The sequence below is a fragment of the Rhizobium sp. CF080 genome (assembly GCF_000282095.2).
Classification (GTDB): Bacteria; Pseudomonadota; Alphaproteobacteria; order Rhizobiales; family Rhizobiaceae; genus Neorhizobium.
This window is the reverse complement of the sequence record NZ_AKKC02000009.1, coordinates 277295-298827: the sequence shown is the minus strand read 5'-3', so window position 1 is coordinate 298827 and position 21533 is coordinate 277295. Positions and strand designations below refer to the sequence as shown.

Genomic DNA, 21533 nt, shown 5'->3' with positions numbered 1-21533 from the left:
GGGAAGGTGCCGTCCAAAATGGTTTCCATACTCACGCCGCCCTGGCTCTCCCTCATCACGACGAAGGCGAAGGTTCTCCAGTGTCGGATGTGCTGGACGACGAATCCGCCGTCTCCGTCTCTGGAGACGACTTTGTGCGTTCGAAAAAACCTTCTTGCGCGCTCTCCACACGCGAAGCATCGATGAAATCGAGGTTCTCCAGAACGACGGCTGGTACGCTGAGCCAGACTTGGTCGACATCGTCGTCAGCGCCCGGACCTCTTTCTTTCACCGCGTCAACACATTCCCGAAGGTATGCGCGCCACTCCCTCATGGTCGGCCGTCGAATGACTACCTCGCTGATGGTCCCGCCGTTAAAGGTGACCGGATAATCGAGTGGCACGGAGATGTGTCTCACGGCGCCCTCGACGAATACGGGGGGCGCCATGCTGGCAACTGCGCCCACCACCACTTCTTTTGCCTTGCGCTCCAGGACGCGATCCATTTCCTGCTGCGACATTGCCCTTGTGACCTGATCCACCACGTCACTCTCCTGTAGGTTGGGGGCTCGACTTAATAGCCGAGCGCCTGGTTAAGAGCGGCGAGCTGGTTGACGCCGTTGATCATCCGGACCGGAGGCCAGACCTGAAGCTCATGGATGATGCGGGTGTCGGCCTCGTAGCGGAAATACTTGACACCGTTCATGACGAACTCGACGCCTGACTTCTCACCGCGCTGCCAGCGGTCGCGAGAGCTGCCATTGATGGCGCCTTCGACTATGCAGACGTGAGCGGCAATCCCACCGTCCTGCTCCCGCATCACACCGCCGCGGAAGGTAACGCGACGGGTGACGCCCGGCGCCTGCGCCATGACCGCCATGATGTCGGGGTTGTGGCCCGCCATCTTGACGGTGATCTGGATGGCCTCGATCGCAGACATGGGAAGCGTGATGCCCAAATCCTGGCCGCCTCCCCTGTATTCCTGGGTGACCGGGGTCGGGAGCGGGAGCTCCACTTCCTCCGTGTCGATGCCGAAGTCGAGCCCATCCATGAACATGGTGAAGCCCTGCAGAATATGCCGCATGGTTCGATCTCCTTATGCGTGCGGTTGTGATCAGGCGTTGGCAGGGATAGCCGTACCAGCCATGCGGGCGATCTCGCGGACGGCACTGGAGCCGAGCTCCTCGTAGTAGCCGGTGTTCCGGTTGAAGATGAAGGTGATATGCTCGATCGGAGCCGGCGCCTCACCGTCGTAGCTGATGAACAGCTGCCCGTTCGCCCACGTCTCTTTGGTGTTGAGCGTGGTGTCGAGCCAGACGCGGCCGCCCAGGGTAGCGCCCAAAGCTTTCCAGCGACGAAGCGCGCTGTTTACGGTCTCAGCGATGTCGACGAGCACCTGGACACTGAACGGTCGGTCGATGAAAGGCTCTGCAGCCCGCTCGATCGAGTCGATAATCGTGTCGTGGGCCCGCCGGACCGACCAGAAGGACTTGAGCGAGTCCGACGACGGCACGCGAGAGCCCCAAAGCTTGAAGCCGCCGCTCGGGGCACGCACGATGCAGGCGATCGCGTTCTTGTTGAGCAGCTGAGACTCGGCCGACGGGTCGGTGATGGAATGCTCGATCGGGCGAGACACGCCGACGATGCCTTCGATCACATGGTTGGACGGCGAGACCCAAAATCCCTCGCTATAATCCACCCTAGCCTGAAGGCCCGCGACACGAGCGGAAGCCGGCTCCTGCACCACCGCCGCATCCTTAAAGATCTTCGCCATCGGCTCGACTATCAGAAGACGATCGGTGTCGTAGTCCAGACGGTCCGAAATCGCGGCCGAGGTCGTGGTAGCCGGCGCATCCTTGATCACGCCTGCGCGGAACCGGTTAGCCAGCGTCAGCAACTCCATCGTGACGGGGTTGGCGACCGTGCCGACCGTCGCCGTTGCCGTGGCCTGGGTCGTTGCACCGCCGCCGGAAAGCGTGACCGTCGGGACGGTGGTATAACCGAACCCCGGGTTGGTGATGACGATTTCATCGAGCTTTCCGGTAACGCTGTTGATCGTTGCGACGGCAGTTGCGCCAGTCCCGCCTCCGCCTGATATCGCCACCGTAGGCGCGGAGGTGTACCCTACCCCGTCCGTCGATTTGGCTATCGCCGAGATGCCATCGGTCGGGCGACTCGAGGTGAAGCCGGGGGCAATAAGAAGCTTTGGGGTAAGACCGTGCTCACCGGGTGACTTGCGGAGCGCGTGCACGCCGGTGAATTGCGTGGAGCTGCCGATGATATTCGTCATCGTCTCCTTGATATTGGCGCCCTCCGTCACGCGAACAACGAGAATCGTATGGGAGACCCGACCAGCCTGATCGAAGATGCCCTCAATCGCATCTTTTAACGTGCCGTTGGCACCGAGGCCCTGGACCGCACCGCCAGCGCCATAAATTGGCACCACAGTATTAACCGGCCAGAGTCCAGCTTCCGCATCCGGGGCAGTGCCGATGAGGCCGATCACGCCGGTGTCGATCGTCTCGACAGGCCGCGGGCCATTGGTATTTTCAGTAGTTTCCACGCCGTGAAGGTAAATGTCGGCCATCGCGCTTATTCCTTATTGGTTTTGTTTTCCCGCACCGGATGGCGGGCAAAGAAAAACCCGCCTCAAAGGGCGGGTTCGGTTGAGTCTAAATGTCCGGCAGCAGCCCCTTGACGCAGTCTACGTCACGTCGGCCAGTAGACAGGATCTGTGGTGACGTCAGCCGGAATCGGGTCCGTTGGCGGCCGGCGGATTCACCATTGTTGCAGGCCTACGCCTGCGGCTTCCACCACATCTCCGGCAAAATGACATCGGGCGCAGAGGGCACGTTCTTTCGGTCCAGTTTATGCGGGAATGACAAGCATTCCACTGCGCGGTCCTCCTTGATCCTGTCCTTACGAAGAAATGTCACTTCTAGAATTCGCGGCACCTTGATACCGTAAGCTGAGCTCGGGGCTCGATAGTTGTTAGGGTGGATATGAGCCACGACAAACTCCGCCGCCAACTTCTCGAAAATCGGCGTTAGAAAGCGGCACGCCTTCTTGGTGAGAAGCATGTCGAGCTCATGAAACTCGATGACCATCACCCGGAAGCGCCTCAATGTTTCGATGGAAGTCTCGATAAGGACGTCAAATTCCGCGCCTTCGATATCCATCTGCAAGATCATGTCAGACCTCTCACCGGGGCCTAGCTTCTCGTTAATCCAGGTTGACAATCGGATGAAATCCCCTCCATCCGTCGCCCCGAGGAATTTTTTCTCGAAATCAAACATTCCATTAGGAGACGGAGGAGCCTCGACGCTGGCATCGGCGAGAAAAGACTTAATCCCGAACCTAGAGGCGAGATCCCCTTCGAAGTCCGCAACCTCCGAAACCCCCGGCGAGAAACAATACTCGATCCCGTCCATATCATCCGGAATCAAATAGCCCCCATCTCCCTCACTGCCGATACGAATAAGCTCGACCCCAATCGGGACCGGCGTCAACAGGCTGATGACTTTCATGATGTCCTCTTTAGAGGCGCAATCCGTAATCATCATGCTGTCTTTTATGACGGCGTTGAGGATGGTCGATCTAAGGCTCATGGCGGTCTCTCGTTTACGCTTGGGAAGCACTAAAAGCATGACGAGATAGATGTCGTCCAGTCCTGGCTGTACGTTGGTGGACGGCAAGGGAGTCGGCCTAGAGCTTCGCCGCGGCTAGCATGCGCGGGCTTACGGCCAGTAAACCGGATTAGTGGCGAAGTCGACCGGTACCGGGTCCATGCTCTTTAGATCGCTCGCAGCGAAGATATGGCTCGCCTTGTGGGACAGGGCGGCATAGCCGAAGCGAAGCACGGTAGGTGCATCCATCGGTACGCGGGAATTGTCCGAAGCGATCCACTCGAACACTTCCGGTCCTGCGGGGTCAAGAAGCAGGCGCCAAGCAAGATCTCCGGATTGAGCACCAAACAGCATCATCGCATCCGAGGCCGCCTTGTGCGCCCCCATGATGTTTTCGCGCGCCTCTTTGTCCGACTGATACAAAACGCCTTCGAAGGTGAAACCCGCCCCGATCCGCCGATCACGCTCGGCGTCCACTTCTGCGGCGGTGACCGGCGGATCCATCCATACTGATGCCACTTGGTCGTAGATTTGACCGGCTCGCTCGGGGGCTAGTGACACCTCGACAGCCCCGGCAGGAATATCCGGCCAAACCTCGACGTATACCTCGTCTGGCGGCTCCCATCCTTCCGGCAACGGATCTGGTGGCGGCTCCGACTGCGTCGGTTGCTTGACCCAATCGCCAATGAAGGAGCCAAGAAAACGCCCCTCTGTATCCCGATAGAACCTTTCACTCAGCGTGTACATAGACGCACTCTCCAGCTTGCTACTGTTGGGACAAAAGCAGCACCAGTCGTTTTATTATGATGAACGCCGATACCATTTGCACCGACGATGCCATACACACTCGTGCCGTCACGAAATACTTCGATACCGTAGCCGCCGCCGTTGTCGTCGACATGCGCTCTGATTACGTTGCTAGCGGCCCAGCCATTGTCAGTCGCGATGCATTCCAACTCCGCCCAATACTCATCGGGGGTGTAGCTGAGGCCGTGAGCGTAAGTGAGGGTGCCGCCGAGGGAAGGTGTAAGTTGCCCGCTTCGTTTGACGACCGTCTTACTTAGCGCATTGTCGACGAATGCCGTCGTCGCCAGCTGCGTCGTGTTAGTGCCGGCCGCGGCAGTTGGTGCAGCTGGCGTCCCTGTGAATGTTGGTGATGCCAGATTAGCCTTCAGAGCGCCGAGCGCGGCAACAAAAGCTGTCGTTGCCAGTTGCGTCGTGTTCGTTCCAGCGGCGGCGGTAGGGCCTGCCGGCGTCCCTGTGAAGGTCGGGCTCGCGGTTGGTGCCTTTAAACCGATCTGCGCGGCTATCGTCGCCGCGAAATTCGGATCGTCACCGATCGCGGCCGCCAGCTCGTTGAGTGTGTCGAGTGTCGTCGGCGCCGCCGCGACCACGGCGGCGACAGCGGCATTGATCGCGGCAGTCAGGCCGACGATGTCGGCCGTCGCGTGTTGATGGGTACCGAGCGCGGCGATAGCCGAAGATGGAACCCATTGCCCGCTGGCGTTCTTGACCAGAAGGTAATTGGTTGCCGCGCCCGTAGCGCCGTTAACGTCGGTCAGGTCGTCGAGCGCGAACGTCTGCGTGGCGGCCATCTTTCCGGCAAGCGCCGTCACCAGACCGGAGATATCAGCTATCCCATGTCCGTGGCTGGCATTGGCCTTGTTGGCGACGACATTAGCCAGAGCCCAAATAGCGGCATCGACGACCGCCCACGCCTGCTGCAGGCGATAGAATTCCTCATCAACCTCGGCGGCCGGGTCGGGAAGCGGGATAGCGTAGTGTTCGGTGACTGCCATATCGATCCTCAGAAGATGCCGGCGCCAAGATCGCCGATTATGAGCCGGGCGGCCGGTCCTCCGGTCCCGGTGATGCGAAGGCGAACCAGAGTGCCGGTCTGGCCCGTCACCTCATGTTTGCGCTCCGTCCACAGCGGGAACGCCAAGGCGTCGGCGCTGACAAACGGAAGACTCGTCCAGGCTCCGCCATCCTTGGAATAGTGCATGGCGACCGAGGCGCCGCCCGGCAGGAACGCCTTCAGGTAGCTGGTCAACCGGACAGCCGTCCCCAGCGTGAAGGCGCGGGTGATGTAGGTCAGCGTCGTGCCGATCTTGCCGGCAACCAGCTGCACCGGAGCGAATAGCACCGGGGAAAGCTTTTCTGTTCCGGTCAGGATGGCGCGCAGCTGCACCGTCTCGGTGATGAACTCAGTGAGCTGCAGCACCTGGAACGGCAAGAGGCGGTAAATCGTGCCGTTGGTGCGCTCGATCTCGAACACGACCGAGCATCCGGGACCGGGAAGCTCGATAGCGGCTCGGACCTGAAGATCAGAGGCCTGATTGAGCGCGAAGCTACCCAGGGGAACCGTTTTCGTGGTCACCAGGTATTTCGCGGCGACGATCCTGAAGGCGAGTGCCTCATCCTGATGCGCCGTCCATGTCTGGGCGTTGACCGAGGAGAAACGCGGCCCCGTCACATAAGGGTGCGAGGTCACGAACTTCTGCAAGGTCTCATCAAAGCCGCCGAGCTTGGCGAACGAGACGGAATGGTCGGCATCATCGGTCTTGATGACGAACGCATGCGCCCGATCAGCCGGCGTGGTCAGCGGCAGATTGTAGCGCGCCTCCTTCCAGCCGGCGACGGCACCTGTCATCGGCACGACTACCTCGGCGGCAATGTTCGTCGTCGGGTATCCGTTGTTGATCGATACCTGGTCCACGAGCAGATGGTTCGCCTGGTTGCCGACATGGCAGATATGGAAATCGACGCCCACCAGTTGGCGCATCTCCGGTACCGCGAACATCTGAGCTTGCGGATCCGGCGCACTTCCGGTGCCATCGGAGGTGTTATTGTCCCAGCCGTTATTTCCGGTATCTCGAACCCATTGAACCAGCTGAGGTGCTGTCCAGTTTTGGACCGTTGTCACCCGCCGCATGGTGTCGATCTCGATGGTGCCTTGTCCGGTAAACATCGCGTTGGCTTCCGTCCCGCCGACGCCCTTGGCGGCAACGATCTTCGTGCCAGCGGTGACGTTCAGCGGAATGTTGAACGTGCCGGTGATCTGTCCGGAACCATTGGCAGTCTGTGTTCCCGCCGGCTTGACGTTGATGGCGTCGAAGGTCAGCGTCTGGAGGATTTCGCCTGGGCCAAAGCCGCTGATGGTGAAAGCCACCGGGATCTGCCGAAGGAATTCCAGCTGCTCGACGCGATGGTCGACGAGCTGGGTTTCCGTGTCTGTCGTCTGCAGCGGGCCACCGTCGAAGCGAGTGCCACGGTTGAACTCGATGGTCTGCGCAGAGAGCCAGTCGGTTCTATCCTCGGTCCAGAAGTCGACAGCCGGTGTGAGGCGGAGTGAGCCGGGCAGCGGATTGAAGTTCTGGTAGGGGTTGATCTTTTCGCAACCCGTCTTCAGGTCCTGTGTGACCAGGACTTCCTCAACCCAATCCAGCATGACCGGCGCAGTGAGCGTCCCGGTGAAGAACGTCGGCGTGATGGCGAGCTGGAGCATGCCATTGCCAATCGCACCGGTCTGCGCCTCGCCCGCATCGCGATAGCTGTCGTCGAGGAAGGGATCGACGAAGATCCCCTTCTTGGCGACCGGCTCCCGAAAGTCGATGTTGTTGCGAAGGCGCTCCAGCTGGAACAGCCGCTCATAATCGATCACCCGGTTGAAATACCGCCACATCTCCGAATACGGCAGGGAGCGCACCCCGTCATTGGTGACGACGGGCAGTGACATCCAGTCATTGAAGATCTGGCAAAGCGGCAGGATTTCACTCGGCACCCCCGGCGCCATCGGATTGCTACGCGCCGGCAGCCCCTTGATGTAGATCGGCGAACCGTCCTGGCCGAGGCAGAGGCGATCGATGCGCGGTAGCTTTTGCGTGTAGGCAGTGATGATGTCGCCGCCTGCCACACCGCCCGAAACGGTGATTGTCGTGTCGGTGCTTGCCGTGGGCGCGACGGCAGCACGGTACCGATAGGTAACGTTATACGTCGAGCCGATTGCCGGCTCCGCGCCGGCAGGCGCCCAATCGATCGCGTTGCCGACAAGATTGTAGCTGGTGGCCGCGACGTAGGTCGTGCCGCCCTGGACGACGGACGAGACCGAAATCACACTACTGTCTGGCAAACCGTCAGAGCCATTGGCGATCGCGCCCCGCGTTAGCGTGACAGTCTTTTCCTTTGTCAGAAGGATCGAGTTAATGACGCCGATCGGCGCGAAATCGACCGCGAACGTGTAACTCGCCCCGCCGCCATAGGTTTTGGTTTCGCCGGGAATGGCAACCTCTTCCCAAGCAATGGGCTGAGTGTGCCGTAGGGCCGCAAGACGGGTGCGCTTGTAGCCGTTGATGTTAGCTTCGCCCTGCTCGATCGAGAAGATCTGATTGCCGCCGGCGGCGCTGATCGCCGTCACGCGGCAACCCGACACGATGTAATTGCCGTTAGGGCGATCATAGGCGGCGATTGCCTGAAGGGCCGGCTCCAGAATGGACGGGCCGGTCTGGTCGAGGATAGTTCCGTCGAGCAGGGTGTAGACGGAATAGAAGGCCCCTTCACCGTCGTCGCCTTCAAGAGCCCAGGAGATGCTGGCGATTTCGCGCGCAGCACCTGGCTCGCCCTCGGCAAGAGAGCCGGGAACCAGGCCGACGAGGCTGGGATCATCCTCGTGCGTCACGTAAGAGCGGACCAGACGAACGCCGATTTCGACGCGGCCGGTCATTGGCACGTCTTCCAGAACGGCTTCGCCCACTGGGAAGACGTCGCCGGAGACATAGATACTGCCGGAGGCAAGGGTGATGGCCCCAATTTCGATATCGACGATGGCGTCGGCGCGGGCGATCCGGTTGCCCTCACGGGCGACCAGGCGGCCGAGCCGATCATGGCGACCACGGATGATCGTCTGAAGCTCGACCAACTCGGCGCCCTGAATGAACGGGCGATCGCCATAAAAAACGACGCTCTGCTGTTCAGGCTTTCCTGCGGCGCGGTCATAGGCGTGGGGCAAGCCGCTAGCGTGCTCGTACATTAGAACCTCATGAGGATTTTGATCTGCTCGCGCACCGTCTTGCGCAGCGGCAGGGAAATGGACGTGACGGCGATCGCGTGACCGCCGAGTAGCTCGCCCGGCTGCAGCCAGAGCCGGCCGGGCTTGATGCCAGGCGCCAGGGTAGCGCCAACCGTCAGTTCGACGGCCTTCGCTTCGACGTCGAATGCGTCCTCGAAATCTGTCATCGCTTCGAGGTAAACACGCGCGGCGCCCGGTTGCGGCTGATAGCGCACGCCGCCGACTAGGTAGGCGCCCTCGACCTGCTCGCGAACGGGATGATCAGCACGGCAACGTCGATGGCCGATGACGTCTCCGCTCTGGTCGCGGAACGTGACGTAAAGAACGCGCGCGGCGAACCAGGCGGCCATCAGTGTTCGGCGTTGTACAGCCGGGTTATCGGCCCACAAGAAGTTCGCGGTCACCCACGGGTATTGCATGTCCACCCATTTCAGCCCACCTTCCGCTGGTTCGGGTATCCAATTGCCGATCGCGGTGCCTTCGGCCTCCGTCAGAAGATGATCGATCTCGGTGGTGCGACCGAACGACCAGAGCGTGCCGGTGGCCGTAACGGCAACGCCACTCTCCCGATCGAGAATGCTGGCGTCGAGCCGGCTTCCGTCCGCCTCGACCGCGCCAACATCATATTGATGGACGCCACGGCGGAGCCGAGAACGCAGCGGCATAGAAAGGCGAGTGATCCCTTCGATCCGCTCCAGATCCAGGTTGTCGTTAGCGGGCAGTTCGGGGAACCGCAGTTGGGTGCTATTCCAATAGGCACGGCCGTGCCAAGCATCCTCCATCGTGGCGGAGTAACCAAGCCAACCAAGGCCCTTATTGACGGCCGCCGGTGTTCCGCGAATGCGCTGCCAATTCACGCCTTCTCGGTCGACGACAAGCGTGTAGAGGTTCGGCACGTAGGGCGTCAGCTCACCAAGCCCATATTCGTAGACAAGGTATGGCAGGACGGAAGGCGGAGGGGCTCTCTTTGCGGAAGCAATTGCATCTGCTCCAACCTCCAAAAGGGGCCACCTCGGCAGGAGGGCCTTCTCCTGCGCCCCCTCAAACAATCCTGTATTGAGGGGGAGCAAAGAAGTCATCAGTAAGCCCTTCCTCTGTTGTTAAGGGTGATCGTTCCGATCGAAATTGACTCTGACGGCACGACAACCACGTCGGCAGACGGTGCGATTGGCTTCACCCTGTGAATTCCCGCGATCATGAGCTGCGCCATCCACCAGCTGGTGGTGAAGTCGCGGCCGAGCGACCGAGCGGATGACCAAGCTGCCCGGAGGTTGTCGGCAGCCCGGTCCAAGGTTGCGACGTCGGCGTCTGGCAACAGCCAGGCATCCACGACGACGTCGATGACTTGCTTCACTGCCGAGGCGACTACGATGGTGTCGTTGACCATTCGAACTGCTGGGTCCTGAAGGGCCGCGTTGACGATCTCCAACAGATCCGCGGACGCCACGCCGTCTGGAGCAGTGGAAAAAACGGCGACGTGAATGAGCGGGCTACGGCCGACAGTATAGACAATGGCGTCTTGGACGCGGATATCCGCCGACATGGCGATGAATTTGTAACGTGGCTCAGTACCGCCGGTCGATCTGCCCTGGATGGCCAGTATGACGCGGTCAACCAACCTGTCGTCAAGCTCCCCGATCATTCGTGAAACGTCATAGAAGGCGGCGAGATGATCTAGGTCGCTACCCTTGGCAAACGCCAAAAGAGTTGCTCGAAGCGCCGCGTTGACGCGAGCCCTCAGAAGCGTCTCGCGATAACTTTCGGCCTCATTGAGGATGACGAAGGGGTCGGTCTCCAGCGCGTCAACCGTGTAAGATGGTAGCCCGAGAGAGGGATTCTCCGCACGAACGGTCTCCCACACGGCGACGAATTCCTGAATGCCGCGAGTTCGATAGGCCTCGTAGTTCAGCTCTTCGATTACTCTCGGCGCTGGCAATTTGGTTATGTCGATCGCCGAAGTGGACAACGCCCTTCCTTTCGAGCTTAGGCCGCGGCGATCTCCAAACTGTCCTGTGTGACCACGAAGGAGATTTCACGAGCGGCAGGGTTGCTATAGTCGCCAAGGTGGCCGTTCTCGAAAAACACGCCGCTGACGAGCATGAGGAGATGACCGGCCTCATTAGCATCCAGGCTGGTCCTCAAAAGCACGAAGCCTGGCTCGCCCATTTGGTGGCCTTCGACGACGCGTGGCTCGAGCGATTCAGCAACGGCCATATAGATGTCGATGACCGTCTCCTGGTTCTGCGGACGGTCGATCATTCTTGGCAGGACGGAGCCAAAGCTCCGCCTCTGCACCCGCTCGCGCAGTTCAGTGGTCAGGATCTTGGTGATGCTCTGAACGCAGTGGTCCCACCCGTAAAGCAGGCGACCGGTTGTGGCGTCGAGCCCGACCCGAGCCATTATCGCGTCTTCCGCTCGATCACTGCCGCGTCAGGTTCCAGGGCGGGCGGTTTGCCCTTGGTTTCAAGCTTCGTCCTGGCGATTGTGCCGTGCATCTCCAGATACTTCGCCTCGCGCTCAGTCAGTTCGCCGACGGAATCGCCCGCGTTCCGCCAGCTGCCCAGGATGTGACCTTCGGCGGTCGCGAAATAGGTGGTCTTCATGGTCGTCTCCTTAGTGGGGTGGGTCGGTGTCCGCGACGCCGCGAACGATGCCGCCATGAACGTGTGTCTTGCCGACGTTCTGGCCGTCGTGCTCTTGCTTGCCGCCATGGTGGATCTGGTCGCCGTTGGTCTGCTTAAAACCTCCGGCAGTGAACTCGAATTTCGTGCCGTCGACCTCGAGGATCAGACCCGAGGCTGACTGCGTGAGCACGCATCCACCGATCTTCACACGCTTTTCGGCTCCCTTGTCATGCGGTTGCTTCACCTCATCAGTAAAGCCCCCGGGGAGAATGAACGCCTTCCCCATGTCGCCGCCGGGTGAAACCAGAACGACCCGCTGCCCTTTTGATGGCGGAGTCCATTCGTTGATCTCGCCTGCCTGCTGCAGCCAAGGGACGGGCTTGCTCTCAATCCCGTGCGCATCGACAATCGCGGTATAGTTCTCAGCATCGACCGACGTGACAACGCCCTCACGGAACATGCTGTTCTGACGGGTCTGGACACGCTGAAGGGTGCGCTCGAGGAGCTCAATGCGGTCCAGCAGTCGGCGGAAGACCACCTCGTAGCTCATGCCTTCATCCTCCCTTGAGCTGGAAGGTCAGGTTCGCCGGCAGGAGCACCTCCGGCCCGGGCTCGTAGCCGAGCATCCTGCCGACATCCGTCGAATAGCCGTAAGCCTTCCGTGCCTTCTCCCCCGCCGTCTCGGTAGCGGTAGCGGTGAACATGGCGCGGATGTTGTCGACGCGGTCGCCGTAGTCCGCGTGCTCCTCCAGCTTGTTGAGGAATGCCTCGATCTGCTCCGGGATGACCCCTTTGATATTGTCCCGCGGCGTCTTCATTTCGAGCGTGAGCTGGCGCGCTGCTAGGCGCTGGCCGCCCTCGATCGATGCACCGCGGCGGCTGATCACGTTGTCGTAGGACGTGCACAGATAGTTGAAGCAGTCGCTCGCCACGTTGCCGGCGTTGAGCGCGCGGAAGATCTGCACCTCGAATATGTCGAGCGAGGTTTCGATCTCGCTGTCCGTGGTCGGCGTCTCGAGCTGATAGCGAGTCGGCTGACCTTCTGTCTCGATCTGCTCCGCCACTTGAACGATCAGCAGTTCGATGGTGACCGTCATGAGGCGGTGCTTGCGATCGCTGTCAGCTTTCGCCCAATGGTCTTTGTCGTAGTCGGTGTAGACAACGGCACACGGGAACGCGCGGTCCAGCTTCATATCCTCGACCGGCTCGATCTTGGAGTCGAAGATGTTCGGGCCGGCCAGCGTCGGCCAGGGCGCCGTGAGGTAATTGTTCAGGGCGGACACGACGGAGAGCCGCGCTACCAAGCGGTTCAGGCTCATGCCTGTCCTCCTATTTGGACGAGGTCGAGCTTTATGCGGGTCAACCCGTCACGCTGCGCCTTCGTCACCTGAAAATCTGGAAGGTGGGGGTCATCCGGGAACTTGACGATGTCGCCCTGCAGCGCCTCCTCGGACAAGCTTCCGAAATATTTGCGGTCAACCGACAGCTGCGGATCTCGTCCAGACTGGACGGACCGAAGGTCATTGCCCTCTCGGTAAGATTTGCGCACGCCGAGCTGCACGCCATATTCCATCTCGGCATAGTCGAAGATGCCGCGGCCATCGATAATCTGCCGATTGGCGTCGCGTTGGGTGCGACCGTTCGGCGTGCTCGTCATCGGCGTGAGCACGAAGCGGGTGGCGTTGACGGTATCAACCGCCCGGCTCGTCAATTTGTCCAGGCGGTTGAAGAGTGCCATTGCCTGCCCCTACTTTTCGGTGCGCTTGTCACCGGAGGTGTCGATCTTTGCGGCTTCTTCCGAGAGCTGCTTGCTCGTTTCCACGGCCTCCTTCGACGGCTCGTCCGGGAGCTCGATCAGGCCGGCGTCGAGGTATTCCTGGACGCGCTCTTCGGCCATACCCCTCACGCTGACGGGGACACCCTCACGAACCGGGCTGCCTTCGAAGATGGTGTCGAGTGCGGCCACGTAGCTCTTCGAGAGGTCGGCCTTGGCGGTGGTCTTCTTGGTCGTCATGATCGCGTTTCCTTGTGGGAGTTGCGGCAGCCGGCGAAGGCCGCCGTCAGGCGATTAGAAGTTGTTGTTGAGCTTCACCAGGCCGGAGCCGGAGGGGTTGGCGGCGATAGCAGCGGCCGTACCCACCTTGGTGTTGCCGGAGCTGACCGTGGTCATGAGACCGCCGGAGGTGGCGTAGATCGTGTCGCCGAACGCCCAGCCTTCGGCCGAGGTCTTCGGCAGCTCGTAGACGCCGCCGCTGATGTCGAGCTCGAAGTTCTCGCCAACCGCCTTGGTCGTGGTGGCGATACCGAAAAAGGCACCGATCTTGTAGAAGCCGCCGCTGACGACGCCGCCAGACGGCGCCACTGCGGTGATCACCTTGCCCGGCTGAATGAAATTGCGCATGTGGGGTTCTCCCGTGTTTGCAAAAAGGAAAAGGCGCCGGGTTTAATCGGCGCCTAGTGGGTCAGGTGATCCCGATCAGGTTGGATCGACGCCAGGGTTCTTGTAGGCGAACCGGTAGTCTGTCAGGCCGACGCCGAACGAATGCGCGATGGTGAACTCCACGCCTTCGATGCGGAAACCGATCTGCTCGTTCGTGGTCGGCTGCTCGTAACCCAGCAGGTGCAGGTAGTGCAGGCCGCGATCCGAAGCGGAGTCGGAGAACAGGAACCATGCGTTCTTGGTGATCAGGTCGAGGCGCGGCTCGTAGACCGGAACCAGCGACTTGATCGCCTGCGGGGTGACTTCGCCGGCGACGACCGGGTTGTACGGAGCCGCAACCAGCGTCTGCGCATCGAGCTCGAGGTTCGAGCCGGTGAACAGATACTTCGGGTTGAGGTTGATGATACCGCCGTCGATGTCCTTCTGACCGCGCATCGCCGTGCGGGCCTTCTTCAGGTTGGCGATGTCGAGAGCCGTACCGCTGGCGGCAAGGTTCTTATGGTTGGCATGGAAGAGGCCAAAGCCATCCTTCATTACCAGGTTGTTGATGATGGCGCCCCACATGACGTCGCCTTCCAGCTTGGCGACCTTCTCGCCCCACTGGCCGACCACCTTCATGAACTGACCGAGCTGGTCGTTCACGAGCATTTCGTGGGTGAAGCCGATCGCGCGACCGTAGCGCTGCAGCTTCATGGCTTCTTCGCTTTCGCGGAGCGTGCCGGACACGAACTCACCGTGCTCGTTCTTCAGCTTCAGGTCGGGCGCCGCGCCGATATCGAGCACCTTGGCTTCACGATAGTCCGGCAGCACTTCGCGCGAGGCAAAGAGCTGGAACGTGTTCTCGTAGCCGGTGTAGCGGGACAGGAGAACCGCACGGACGACCGACTGCAGGATGATCGGGAAGTCGCTCGTTGTGTGCAGCGAGCGCTCGGCGATCTGGTGGACGCCGCCACGGGTGCTCTGGCCGCGTGCAGCCAGCAGTTCCCGGGCCATCTCCATCGCGCCCATCGAGCGCCATTCGCGGGCGCCGTCCTCGAGCTTCGACTCGACGCCGAGCTGATGGAGGATGGCGTTGGTGACCATGCGGCGCATTGTGTCCTGCGCATCCATCCCACGGCTCTCGCTGTGCGGGAAGGTCGGGGAGCGCGCCTGGTCGGCGATCATCTTGTCGAGGACCGCGTTCCGGAACTGCTCCATCGTGTGGCGGTCGTCGATCGCCTTGCGGACGAGCTCGTCGTCGGACTTCAGGCCGGAGATCTTAGCGAAGCCCTCAATGTCGGAGCGGCGCTTGACTTCGGCGGCGACAGCCTCGTCCGCACGCTGCTGCGCCTGCTGCTCGGTCAGACCGGTGGGCTGCTGCTGGTGCTGCTGACCGGTTGCGCGGCGCTGGATTTCTTCTTCAGCGGCACGGCGAGCGGTTTCTTCAGCAGCCTTGCGAGCCTTTTCGGCCTCGTCGGCGGCGCGGTCTTCCTTGTCGAAGGCATCGAGCAGGCGAGCGCGCAGGGCTTCGTCAGTCTCGTTTTCCTTGCGGGAGATACCTGCACCAATGGCAAGGGCGTCCAGCTGATCACCCTTGTACTGCTTCGCGGCTTCGCGCTTATTCATGGGTCTTTCCTTCGTAGTTGCGGGCACGGCCGCGTGGGGTGAGTCCTGCCGGACCAGGACGGTTTCGAAGTCCTTGCCGTCCGGCTCGGATCTGGAGATTGCTCCGGCGTCCGCCGGGATCGGTACCGCCGACAATTCGAGCGGCTCCCAATCGATCGCCCTCAGCACAGGCAGCTGCCCGTCTGCGCCTTCGGTCTTCTCATACCGGTGGATTTTGTAGCCAACCGAGATCGGCAGGGGATGTCCGTCGCGGATGTCCTGCATGATCTCTTCGGCGCGCTGCTTCCTCGAGAACTTGATGCGCGCGTAAGCCTTGCCGTTCTCGAAGCGAACCGAGCCTGGGACGACAGTGCCCAGCCTCGAATCCATGGAGTAGTTGTCGTGCGTGTCGAGCAACGACATCGCGCTGAACCGATCGAGGCGGACAGCTTTCTTGTCCACCTGCAGCTCTTCCATGTAGTAGCCTTCATCCCAGGAATATCGCTTCACCTTGGCGCCGGTAGACCAGCAAACCTCGACTGTGCGATCGTTCTCGTTGAAGGTGTCGGCCCGCACCTCGACCTCGCCGAAGCTCTTCGGGATGCGGATTTCTTTCTCGATTGCCTCTCTAAGAGCTTGGGGCATCGGTTTCTCCGTTGTCGCCATCCTGTTTCGTCATCTGCAATTGGCCCTGGATGGTGACCTTGCGCGGATCGGAATCGAGGATGAGCTTGGTGGCGGTCGCATCGACCTTGGCGCTCCACTCGTCTGTCTCCTTGAGCACGGTCGCTGGATCGCGTCCGGTCTTGGCGATGATCTCGGGCATGGAGCGCTTGCCCATGCGGACCTCGAGGAGATCTGCGCGCGCGTCGTCGAGACGGGTGATGCTTTCGACTTCGGGCGGCGTCCATTCGATCTTCACCGCCACGTTCGCAGGAAGCTTTCCGGCCAGCTTTGCGGCTTCGATGAACCAAGCGCCGATCTTGTCGAGTGCCTGCGGAATCAGAATGTGCCACTGCACATGCCCGACGAACCGCTGATACTCGAGCAAGCCGAGCTTGCCCGATGCGAAATTGGCCTGGCTAAAATCGCCGGTCATGAGCTCGTAGGTCACCCGCGCGCCGGCCGCGATGCTGCGGTGGCGAGTGCGGAGATACGCTTCCATGCCCGCCGAGATCGCCGGGGTGTTGAACTTGATGTCCTTGCCGCCCGTCAGAATGTGGAACATCCCCGGCTCCATCCGTTCCATCGGATTGCCGTAGACGTCCGTAACCGCCGGCTCGACCTTGCCCTCGCCAGGCGGGTCGGGGACGGTGATGCCGACGTTCGGGTCGTCATCGTTCTCGGTGTCGCCTAGAACGACTGTGCCGACGGAGCAGGCTTCCACTTTCTTGCGGATGTTCTCCGCAAGCTCGTAGTCCCTGAGATCCTTTAGCTCGGTCAGGATCGGCGCCAGCCAAGGCACACCGTGGATCTGGTTCGTCTGCGGCTCGAAAATGTGAGCCACATCCGTCGCCGGCACGAAGCCGCTGACGGCCACCGTGCCGCCAAACGAGTAACTGCCCAGGGGATTCTGCGGGTAGAGCCAGTATCCGCGGCGCCGGCCGATCGCGTCGTACTCGATGCCGTTGATGATCCGGTTACCCTCGAGCGTGATGCTCTTGGACCAGTCGCAGAACTCGCTATCGAGCACCTGCAGCTGGAGCGGTACCGGCAGCCCATCCGACATGAGCCGGGTCCGCTTACGGATGTAGAGTTCGCCGTCCTGCACCATCATGCGTGCGAGGAGATAGGTCAGGCCGTAGAAGTCAGTCGATCCATCCACATGGCAAACCTTCGACCATTCGTCGAAGAGCTCGGTGAGCTTCTTGTCACGATCCGGATCGCCGGTCTTGAACTGCGGCGTGATGCCGAAGCCGACGAAGTTGTTGGCGTGGATGGTTACGATCTTTGCCGCGAGCGGATGATTGCGGACAGCATCGCGCGATCGATCCCGGAGCGTTGCACCCGCCCGCGAAATTTCGCCGTTTGCATCCCCGCGAGGCGCAAGCCAGTTTTGAGCCAGCCGCCCATTCGACGCGCCCTCGTAAGCCCGTATCCCATCCAGCAGCTCCATCCGCTTCCGTGCCGCGACCCGCTTCGCTCCCTTCTCAGGGCTGAAGAAGCCGATCGTTCTGTCGAGGAAGTTGGAAACCATCAGTACCCCCGACCGAACGTTGTGAAGACGGCGGCGCGTGGCCGGCGGTTCGGTTTCAGGGATGCCTCGAGCTCGTCGATGATCTGCTTCATCTCCGTGAGCTTGCGGTAGGTGACATCGCGCTCACGGAAGCGGACGCGATGGGTGCCGGAGTAGAAGGCTTCCTTCAAATCTTTCAGGAAAGCCTGCCTCTCCTCCGTGGTCAGTCCGTCGATGGGGATCTCGTCAGCCATCACCAATACCTGTCTGAAGCACCTCCCCAATAGCTGGAGGGACGGCTGCCCCCCTTGTTGGGTTGCGCCGGCCGAGCCGCTTCCTGTGGTGGTGCTGGTTGCTCTTGGACGGGGCGCCGACGCTGCGGCGGTCCATCTCTCAGTTTCGTCAGGTTGAGCAGCATGCACGCTGCGCCCTGCATGGCTTCACAGTCGAAGTAGTGGTTCGCCTTCGACTTCATGATCCATTTGACTTTGCCGCCCGGTGCGCGGACTCGAGCTTCGGAGACCATCTGTTTGCAGTAATCTTCCGAAATATCCTCGGGCAGGTACCAGGAGCCGGGTTGGTCATCGAGCCACCGGATCTTCTGCTGCACCCAGCTCTTGAAGTAATCGGTGTCGAGACGGACCAGCTCGAGGCCCTTCTTGATGTCCTTGCCGTCGATGTTGATGTCGATCGTGTTGGTGCTGATCGGCTTTCTCATCGTTGTCGATGCGCCTTTCGTCGCCCTCACAAGCTGGGGGAAGCGACGAGCGAACGCATAGACACGGTGCTCTGGAACGACGAATTTCTTGCCGGGCCGGAAGCCGGAATCGACCAGCGCCAGCCGTATCGGGATGCCGTCGTAGGTATCTGTGACGACCACTGCCAGGTCGTTCCAGACCTCGAGCTCTTCGGTCGACCCGTACAATTCGCCGGCTTTGACCAACCAAGACGTCCCGTGCGCTCCCCATCCGCGGATCGTGTAATAGATCCGGTCCTTCTGGACGTCGGCAGTGAGCGTTAGGACACGGACACCTTCTGCGATCTCGTCGCAGCGATAGTCCGGGCTGGCCCGCGCGGCGACTTCCTTCCACTCCGGTACCGCGCCACCACCTGGCGAATAGAGCTCGCCGAAGCCCTGGTTCTTGACGGCCGCGATGTCGCCCGGGTTGCCCGATCGTACCGCTTCCACGTAGCGCTGAGCGCGCTCGCCCCACGGCACGAACGGAGAGCACAAGCCCGACACCCAATAGCTGACCGTTGTCGCTTCCGGGACGGGGCCCTCAACTGTGCCGTCTGCGAGGATCTTCTGGCCTGGGGCAACATAGACGCCGCGGGCGTTCATCCATTCCTTCGCCGGCAGGTTGGCCGGCTCGACGGTGACCGTCTCGTTTTCGAAGATCACGCAGCCGTGCGGACAAACCAGGTGCGCGGTCTGCATCGCCATGATCGGCGTCGACGGCAGCTCCCTGTCGTCCTTGTCCCTCGGCTTTTCCCAACCGAGGCAAGTGAAGCGCGGGATAAAATACTCGCCACAGTGTGGGCAAGGCCACGCCCAATGGTACCGGGTGCCGGTCATCCAGAGGCGCCAGACGGTCGACTTGACCTCTTCCGGATCGCTCTCGCCCCAAAACTCGAGGCCGCTTTCAGGGTCGACTTCCACTTCAGCCACCCCCTCGCTCGGCGTTGACGTGATCGCATGCACGAAGTCTGCGTAGGTGTCGCCGCGCGCATCGATCAGGCCGATCGGGTTACCCTGCCCCTTGAGCTCCTTCATGAGCTCGTCGGCTTCGTCAGTGAACGCCATGCCAAACGGGTCGGATTTCATGGCGCCGGTCGAGCCCCCGTGTGCCAGGCGAAGCGGGACACCGTTGATGAATTTGCGGCTCTTGGTCTGCCGGCTCTTGGCGCCGACCCGATCCTTAAGCGACGTCTCGGTCATCAGCTCGAGGATGCGGGGCTCCCACTGCTCGGTGATGAATCGCTTCGAGGGGCCGACGTAGATGATCGGCACCGGCGCCGTGTCCAGGCGCTCGCCCATCAGGTCCAGGAACGTTTCCGATTTCCCGGACTGCGCCGACACCACCATGACGACGCGCTTGTGAGTGCGCGCATGAACCCGCATGGCGAACGGCACCATGTATGGCGTCTTGTAGGGGTTGCGCGGTCCGGGATGCCCGGCCGTTTCCTTGTATTCGCGGGTCTTGCCCCATTCGACCGGGTTAGTCCTCGGCCGTGGAGTCAGGATCTTCCTCGCCCGTGCGAAGAGTTGCGATCCTTTTGGTGAAACGATCGGTGAGGCGTAGGCGCTCTGCGTCGAAGATGTCATTCAGCCGTTGCCGCTCTCTCGGCACCCCCGTTATCTGTGCTGGGAGACCGACGAGCGAGGAGACGAACAAGCCTGCCAACTCCTCTGCCGTGCTGATGGCTTCGTCGAGGGCGATGACTTCACGATCCTTCCGCGCTCGAGCGAGGCGGATGTCGAGGGCCTTTTCTTTTCGGAGATCGTCCAGGCTCTCGGTCCCGGTCTTTTTCACCGCCCCTTCCTTGGAGTAGGCGATGTATGCTTGGACGACGGCGCCGATCTTGAAGCGCCCTCGTCCTTCCGTTGGGACGATGCCGGCCGCGGTCTGCTCCCGAAGCCACCGCGTGGTCACGCCCAGAACGGCGGCCATTTCGGTCTGGTTGACGACCATCTCGTCGACGGCCGTTTTTTCGTCCGCCTTCGCCGCCTTGGTTTTCAAGGGCTTGAGGGCCTTCTTGGACGACTTCGCCGGTGCTGCGGCGTTTTTAGTCCGGGCTGCCATCAGTACCTCATGAGTTTCGTTACCCGCTTCATCACCTGCTGCTCGAGGTGCATCGGGCCTTGCGCCATGAAGGTCATGAGCGACTGGTCCTCCGGGATTTCCTTCATCAGCGCCGGGCCGAAGAGCTTGCGGACCTTGCCATACTGGACATTGGTCGCTTCGAACCGTCCGCGCGCGCCTCTCGGCTGGCTGACCTTCAGGCCGAACGTCCACAGCGCTTTCGGTGCGCGGCTCGATGTCCCGGCGCTCGCCGGCCGCATCGCATAGAAGCTGCCGGCATTGCCTTCGAACGAGCGCTTGAAGATGCGCGGGTTGTTCCAGACGCCGGATCGGACCACGCCGCGATCGCCGCCCTTGCGGCCGACGTTCAGCTTGTTGCCTCGGCTTACCGCGCGCAGGCCCTTGTAAGCCTCGATCTTGGCGCCGCCCTTCACGCCAAAGATGTCGTAGGCCAGGAGCTCCTTGCGAGGCACGCCTCTCGTGCCGGCCACGACGTAGCTGTTGTAGTTGCCAGGCTTCAGCGCCATCTGCCGAAAGACCGCGCGCTGCACTGGCGTCTTCGTCCTGCGGCCGGCGTCGATCACGCCGCGCATCAGTTCCGATTTTGCTCGAGGACTTGCGAGCAGCTTTGCCATTTCCTCGAAGCGCCTAAGCGCCGACATGTTCGACCGGCCGACCACGATGCGCATCCGAGACCCCAAACGATATGATTGTTCTACGTTGCGCATTCAGGTGATGCGACCCGTAGAATGATTTCGCAAGGCGCTTGGTATCCGCCCGGTGGCGCCTGGTCATTTCTTGCCCGATCCGGAGAATTATTTTTCTTCGTCGTCAGCCGGAACGATCACCTCGATAACTCCCCGGTCCGAGATCTTCGCTCGGGGAATTTTGCGAATGATTTCCTCACGTTGATCCTCGTCGAGTTCGTCGAAGAAGTACCTGGTGCCAGTGACCACCCCTCGGCCGTCCGTCACCGGCGTGATGCTGAATGGAGATCTGAACACGATCGCTTCCTCTCGCTGGAAAAACGGGAATCGGAAGGGTGAATTTCGAAATCACAAAAACGCTCAAAGGCTGCGCTGCCGCCGACCCGCGGTCGACCCCCTCCCCCTCGGAAGAACCTAGCTCGGCGGGGGTGCGTAGCGCGTTGATATCATTGAACTAATGCCCTGCGAGGGTGCCTGCCTGCCTATGGTCGCGGCAGGTGCTGCCGTGTGGCGGGTGCCAAGGGTG

General features: G+C 61.2%; 23 protein-coding genes. All 23 read right to left on the bottom strand.

Features of this window, described 5'->3' with window-relative positions; all coding sequences use genetic code 11:
• Window positions 1-55 precede the first annotated feature (55 nt).
• The 23 genes from PMI07_RS21795 to PMI07_RS21685 all read right to left on the bottom strand — a co-directional run bounded on the left by PMI07_RS21795 (window position 56) and on the right by PMI07_RS21685 (window position 21304).
• Window positions 56-523, bottom strand: a complete 468-nt coding sequence (locus tag PMI07_RS21795) for a phage tail assembly protein (protein WP_007755790.1) — start codon at window positions 521-523, stop codon at window positions 56-58.
• A 29-nt stretch (window positions 524-552) separates the two neighbouring features.
• The gene (locus PMI07_RS21790; protein ID WP_007755787.1) at window positions 553-1062 is read right to left on the bottom strand and encodes a phage major tail tube protein; all 510 of its coding nucleotides are present in this window, start codon (window positions 1060-1062) and stop codon (window positions 553-555) included.
• A gap of 30 nt (window positions 1063-1092) precedes the next feature.
• A complete protein-coding gene (locus tag PMI07_RS21785; protein WP_024164020.1) occupies window positions 1093-2565 on the bottom strand; it encodes a phage tail sheath subtilisin-like domain-containing protein in 1473 nt (490 codons plus the stop codon).
• A gap of 208 nt (window positions 2566-2773) precedes the next feature.
• A complete protein-coding gene (locus tag PMI07_RS21780; protein ID WP_007770159.1) occupies window positions 2774-3673 on the bottom strand; it encodes an FkbM family methyltransferase in 900 nt (299 codons plus the stop codon).
• Between the two features lie 42 nt (window positions 3674-3715).
• Window positions 3716-4351 (bottom strand): DUF4376 domain-containing protein, encoded by a 636-nt coding sequence (locus PMI07_RS21775; protein WP_024164019.1) that lies wholly within the window; start codon window positions 4349-4351, stop codon window positions 3716-3718.
• Window positions 4339-5403 (bottom strand): hypothetical protein, encoded by a 1065-nt coding sequence (locus PMI07_RS21770; protein ID WP_007757803.1) that lies wholly within the window; start codon window positions 5401-5403, stop codon window positions 4339-4341. Before PMI07_RS21770 ends, PMI07_RS21775 begins: the two co-directional genes overlap by 13 nt.
• Before the next feature lie 8 nt (window positions 5404-5411).
• On the bottom strand, window positions 5412-8633 hold the full coding sequence (locus PMI07_RS21765) for a DUF4815 domain-containing protein (protein WP_007757796.1): 3222 nt from the start codon (window positions 8631-8633) through the stop codon (window positions 5412-5414).
• Window positions 8633-9751 (bottom strand): phage tail protein, encoded by a 1119-nt coding sequence (locus PMI07_RS21760; RefSeq protein ID WP_007757793.1) that lies wholly within the window; start codon window positions 9749-9751, stop codon window positions 8633-8635. The genes PMI07_RS21765 and PMI07_RS21760 overlap by 1 nt, the downstream gene beginning before the upstream one ends.
• Window positions 9751-10638, bottom strand: a complete 888-nt coding sequence (locus PMI07_RS21755) for a baseplate J/gp47 family protein (protein WP_007757792.1) — start codon at window positions 10636-10638, stop codon at window positions 9751-9753. Before PMI07_RS21755 ends, PMI07_RS21760 begins: the two co-directional genes overlap by 1 nt.
• A gap of 17 nt (window positions 10639-10655) precedes the next feature.
• The gene (locus PMI07_RS21750; RefSeq protein ID WP_007757790.1) at window positions 10656-11072 is read right to left on the bottom strand and encodes a hypothetical protein; all 417 of its coding nucleotides are present in this window, start codon (window positions 11070-11072) and stop codon (window positions 10656-10658) included.
• Window positions 11072-11275: a hypothetical protein gene (locus tag PMI07_RS21745; protein ID WP_007757789.1), complete on the bottom strand. Its 204-nt coding sequence runs from the start codon at window positions 11273-11275 to the stop codon at window positions 11072-11074. Before PMI07_RS21745 ends, PMI07_RS21750 begins: the two co-directional genes overlap by 1 nt.
• Window positions 11276-11285: 10 nt before the next feature.
• Window positions 11286-11846 carry a phage baseplate assembly protein V gene (locus tag PMI07_RS21740; RefSeq protein WP_007757788.1) on the bottom strand — a complete coding sequence of 187 codons (561 nt, stop codon included), beginning with the start codon at window positions 11844-11846 and terminating at the stop codon, window positions 11286-11288.
• A gap of 4 nt (window positions 11847-11850) precedes the next feature.
• Window positions 11851-12615: a hypothetical protein gene (locus PMI07_RS21735; protein WP_007757787.1), complete on the bottom strand. Its 765-nt coding sequence runs from the start codon at window positions 12613-12615 to the stop codon at window positions 11851-11853.
• A complete protein-coding gene (locus tag PMI07_RS21730) occupies window positions 12612-13034 on the bottom strand; it encodes a hypothetical protein (RefSeq protein WP_007757786.1) in 423 nt (140 codons plus the stop codon). Before PMI07_RS21730 ends, PMI07_RS21735 begins: the two co-directional genes overlap by 4 nt.
• 9 nt (window positions 13035-13043) lie before the next feature.
• On the bottom strand, window positions 13044-13310 hold the full coding sequence (locus PMI07_RS21725; protein WP_007757785.1) for a hypothetical protein: 267 nt from the start codon (window positions 13308-13310) through the stop codon (window positions 13044-13046).
• A gap of 54 nt (window positions 13311-13364) precedes the next feature.
• Entirely contained in the window at window positions 13365-13697 is a 333-nt protein-coding gene (locus tag PMI07_RS21720; RefSeq protein ID WP_007752958.1) for a DUF2190 family protein, read from the bottom strand.
• A gap of 75 nt (window positions 13698-13772) precedes the next feature.
• Window positions 13773-15965 (bottom strand): prohead protease/major capsid protein fusion protein, encoded by a 2193-nt coding sequence (locus tag PMI07_RS21715; protein ID WP_007752961.1) that lies wholly within the window; start codon window positions 15963-15965, stop codon window positions 13773-13775.
• A complete protein-coding gene (locus tag PMI07_RS21710) occupies window positions 15949-17517 on the bottom strand; it encodes a phage portal protein (protein WP_007752962.1) in 1569 nt (522 codons plus the stop codon). Before PMI07_RS21710 ends, PMI07_RS21715 begins: the two co-directional genes overlap by 17 nt.
• Window positions 17517-17750 (bottom strand): hypothetical protein, encoded by a 234-nt coding sequence (locus PMI07_RS21705; RefSeq protein ID WP_007752963.1) that lies wholly within the window; start codon window positions 17748-17750, stop codon window positions 17517-17519. The genes PMI07_RS21710 and PMI07_RS21705 overlap by 1 nt, the downstream gene beginning before the upstream one ends.
• Entirely contained in the window at window positions 17750-19822 is a 2073-nt protein-coding gene (locus PMI07_RS21700) for a terminase gpA endonuclease subunit (RefSeq protein ID WP_081760898.1), read from the bottom strand. Before PMI07_RS21700 ends, PMI07_RS21705 begins: the two co-directional genes overlap by 1 nt.
• On the bottom strand, window positions 19716-20300 hold the full coding sequence (locus tag PMI07_RS21695) for a hypothetical protein (protein WP_007752965.1): 585 nt from the start codon (window positions 20298-20300) through the stop codon (window positions 19716-19718). The genes PMI07_RS21700 and PMI07_RS21695 overlap by 107 nt, the downstream gene beginning before the upstream one ends.
• Window positions 20300-20989 (bottom strand): hypothetical protein, encoded by a 690-nt coding sequence (locus tag PMI07_RS21690; protein ID WP_007752968.1) that lies wholly within the window; start codon window positions 20987-20989, stop codon window positions 20300-20302. The genes PMI07_RS21695 and PMI07_RS21690 overlap by 1 nt, the downstream gene beginning before the upstream one ends.
• A gap of 126 nt (window positions 20990-21115) precedes the next feature.
• The gene (locus PMI07_RS21685; protein ID WP_007752970.1) at window positions 21116-21304 is read right to left on the bottom strand and encodes a hypothetical protein; all 189 of its coding nucleotides are present in this window, start codon (window positions 21302-21304) and stop codon (window positions 21116-21118) included.
• Window positions 21305-21533: the final 229 nt, after the last annotated feature.

What these genes read in the sequence shown, in the direction of transcription:
- PMI07_RS21790 (WP_007755787.1), bottom strand. Translation starts at nt 1,062, where the DNA reads ATGCGGCATATTCTGCAGGGCTTCACCATGTTCATGGATGGGCTCGAC.
- PMI07_RS21785 (WP_024164020.1), bottom strand. Translation starts at nt 2,565, where the DNA reads ATGGCCGACATTTACCTTCACGGCGTGGAAACTACTGAAAATACCAAT.
- PMI07_RS21775 (WP_024164019.1), bottom strand. Translation starts at nt 4,351, where the DNA reads ATGTACACGCTGAGTGAAAGGTTCTATCGGGATACAGAGGGGCGTTTT.
- PMI07_RS21770 (WP_007757803.1), bottom strand. Translation starts at nt 5,403, where the DNA reads ATGGCAGTCACCGAACACTACGCTATCCCGCTTCCCGACCCGGCCGCC.
- PMI07_RS21765 (WP_007757796.1), bottom strand. Translation starts at nt 8,633, where the DNA reads ATGTACGAGCACGCTAGCGGCTTGCCCCACGCCTATGACCGCGCCGCA.
- PMI07_RS21760 (WP_007757793.1), bottom strand. Translation starts at nt 9,751, where the DNA reads ATGACTTCTTTGCTCCCCCTCAATACAGGATTGTTTGAGGGGGCGCAG.
- PMI07_RS21750 (WP_007757790.1), bottom strand. Translation starts at nt 11,072, where the DNA reads ATGGCTCGGGTCGGGCTCGACGCCACAACCGGTCGCCTGCTTTACGGG.
- PMI07_RS21745 (WP_007757789.1), bottom strand. Translation starts at nt 11,275, where the DNA reads ATGAAGACCACCTATTTCGCGACCGCCGAAGGTCACATCCTGGGCAGC.
- PMI07_RS21740 (WP_007757788.1), bottom strand. Translation starts at nt 11,846, where the DNA reads ATGAGCTACGAGGTGGTCTTCCGCCGACTGCTGGACCGCATTGAGCTC.
- PMI07_RS21735 (WP_007757787.1), bottom strand. Translation starts at nt 12,615, where the DNA reads ATGAGCCTGAACCGCTTGGTAGCGCGGCTCTCCGTCGTGTCCGCCCTG.
- PMI07_RS21730 (WP_007757786.1), bottom strand. Translation starts at nt 13,034, where the DNA reads ATGGCACTCTTCAACCGCCTGGACAAATTGACGAGCCGGGCGGTTGAT.
- PMI07_RS21725 (WP_007757785.1), bottom strand. Translation starts at nt 13,310, where the DNA reads ATGACGACCAAGAAGACCACCGCCAAGGCCGACCTCTCGAAGAGCTAC.
- PMI07_RS21720 (WP_007752958.1), bottom strand. Translation starts at nt 13,697, where the DNA reads ATGCGCAATTTCATTCAGCCGGGCAAGGTGATCACCGCAGTGGCGCCG.
- PMI07_RS21715 (WP_007752961.1), bottom strand. Translation starts at nt 15,965, where the DNA reads ATGCCCCAAGCTCTTAGAGAGGCAATCGAGAAAGAAATCCGCATCCCG.
- PMI07_RS21710 (WP_007752962.1), bottom strand. Translation starts at nt 17,517, where the DNA reads ATGGTTTCCAACTTCCTCGACAGAACGATCGGCTTCTTCAGCCCTGAG.
- PMI07_RS21705 (WP_007752963.1), bottom strand. Translation starts at nt 17,750, where the DNA reads ATGGCTGACGAGATCCCCATCGACGGACTGACCACGGAGGAGAGGCAG.
- PMI07_RS21700 (WP_081760898.1), bottom strand. Translation starts at nt 19,822, where the DNA reads ATGACATCTTCGACGCAGAGCGCCTACGCCTCACCGATCGTTTCACCA.
- PMI07_RS21695 (WP_007752965.1), bottom strand. Translation starts at nt 20,300, where the DNA reads ATGGCAGCCCGGACTAAAAACGCCGCAGCACCGGCGAAGTCGTCCAAG.
- PMI07_RS21690 (WP_007752968.1), bottom strand. Translation starts at nt 20,989, where the DNA reads ATGCGCATCGTGGTCGGCCGGTCGAACATGTCGGCGCTTAGGCGCTTC.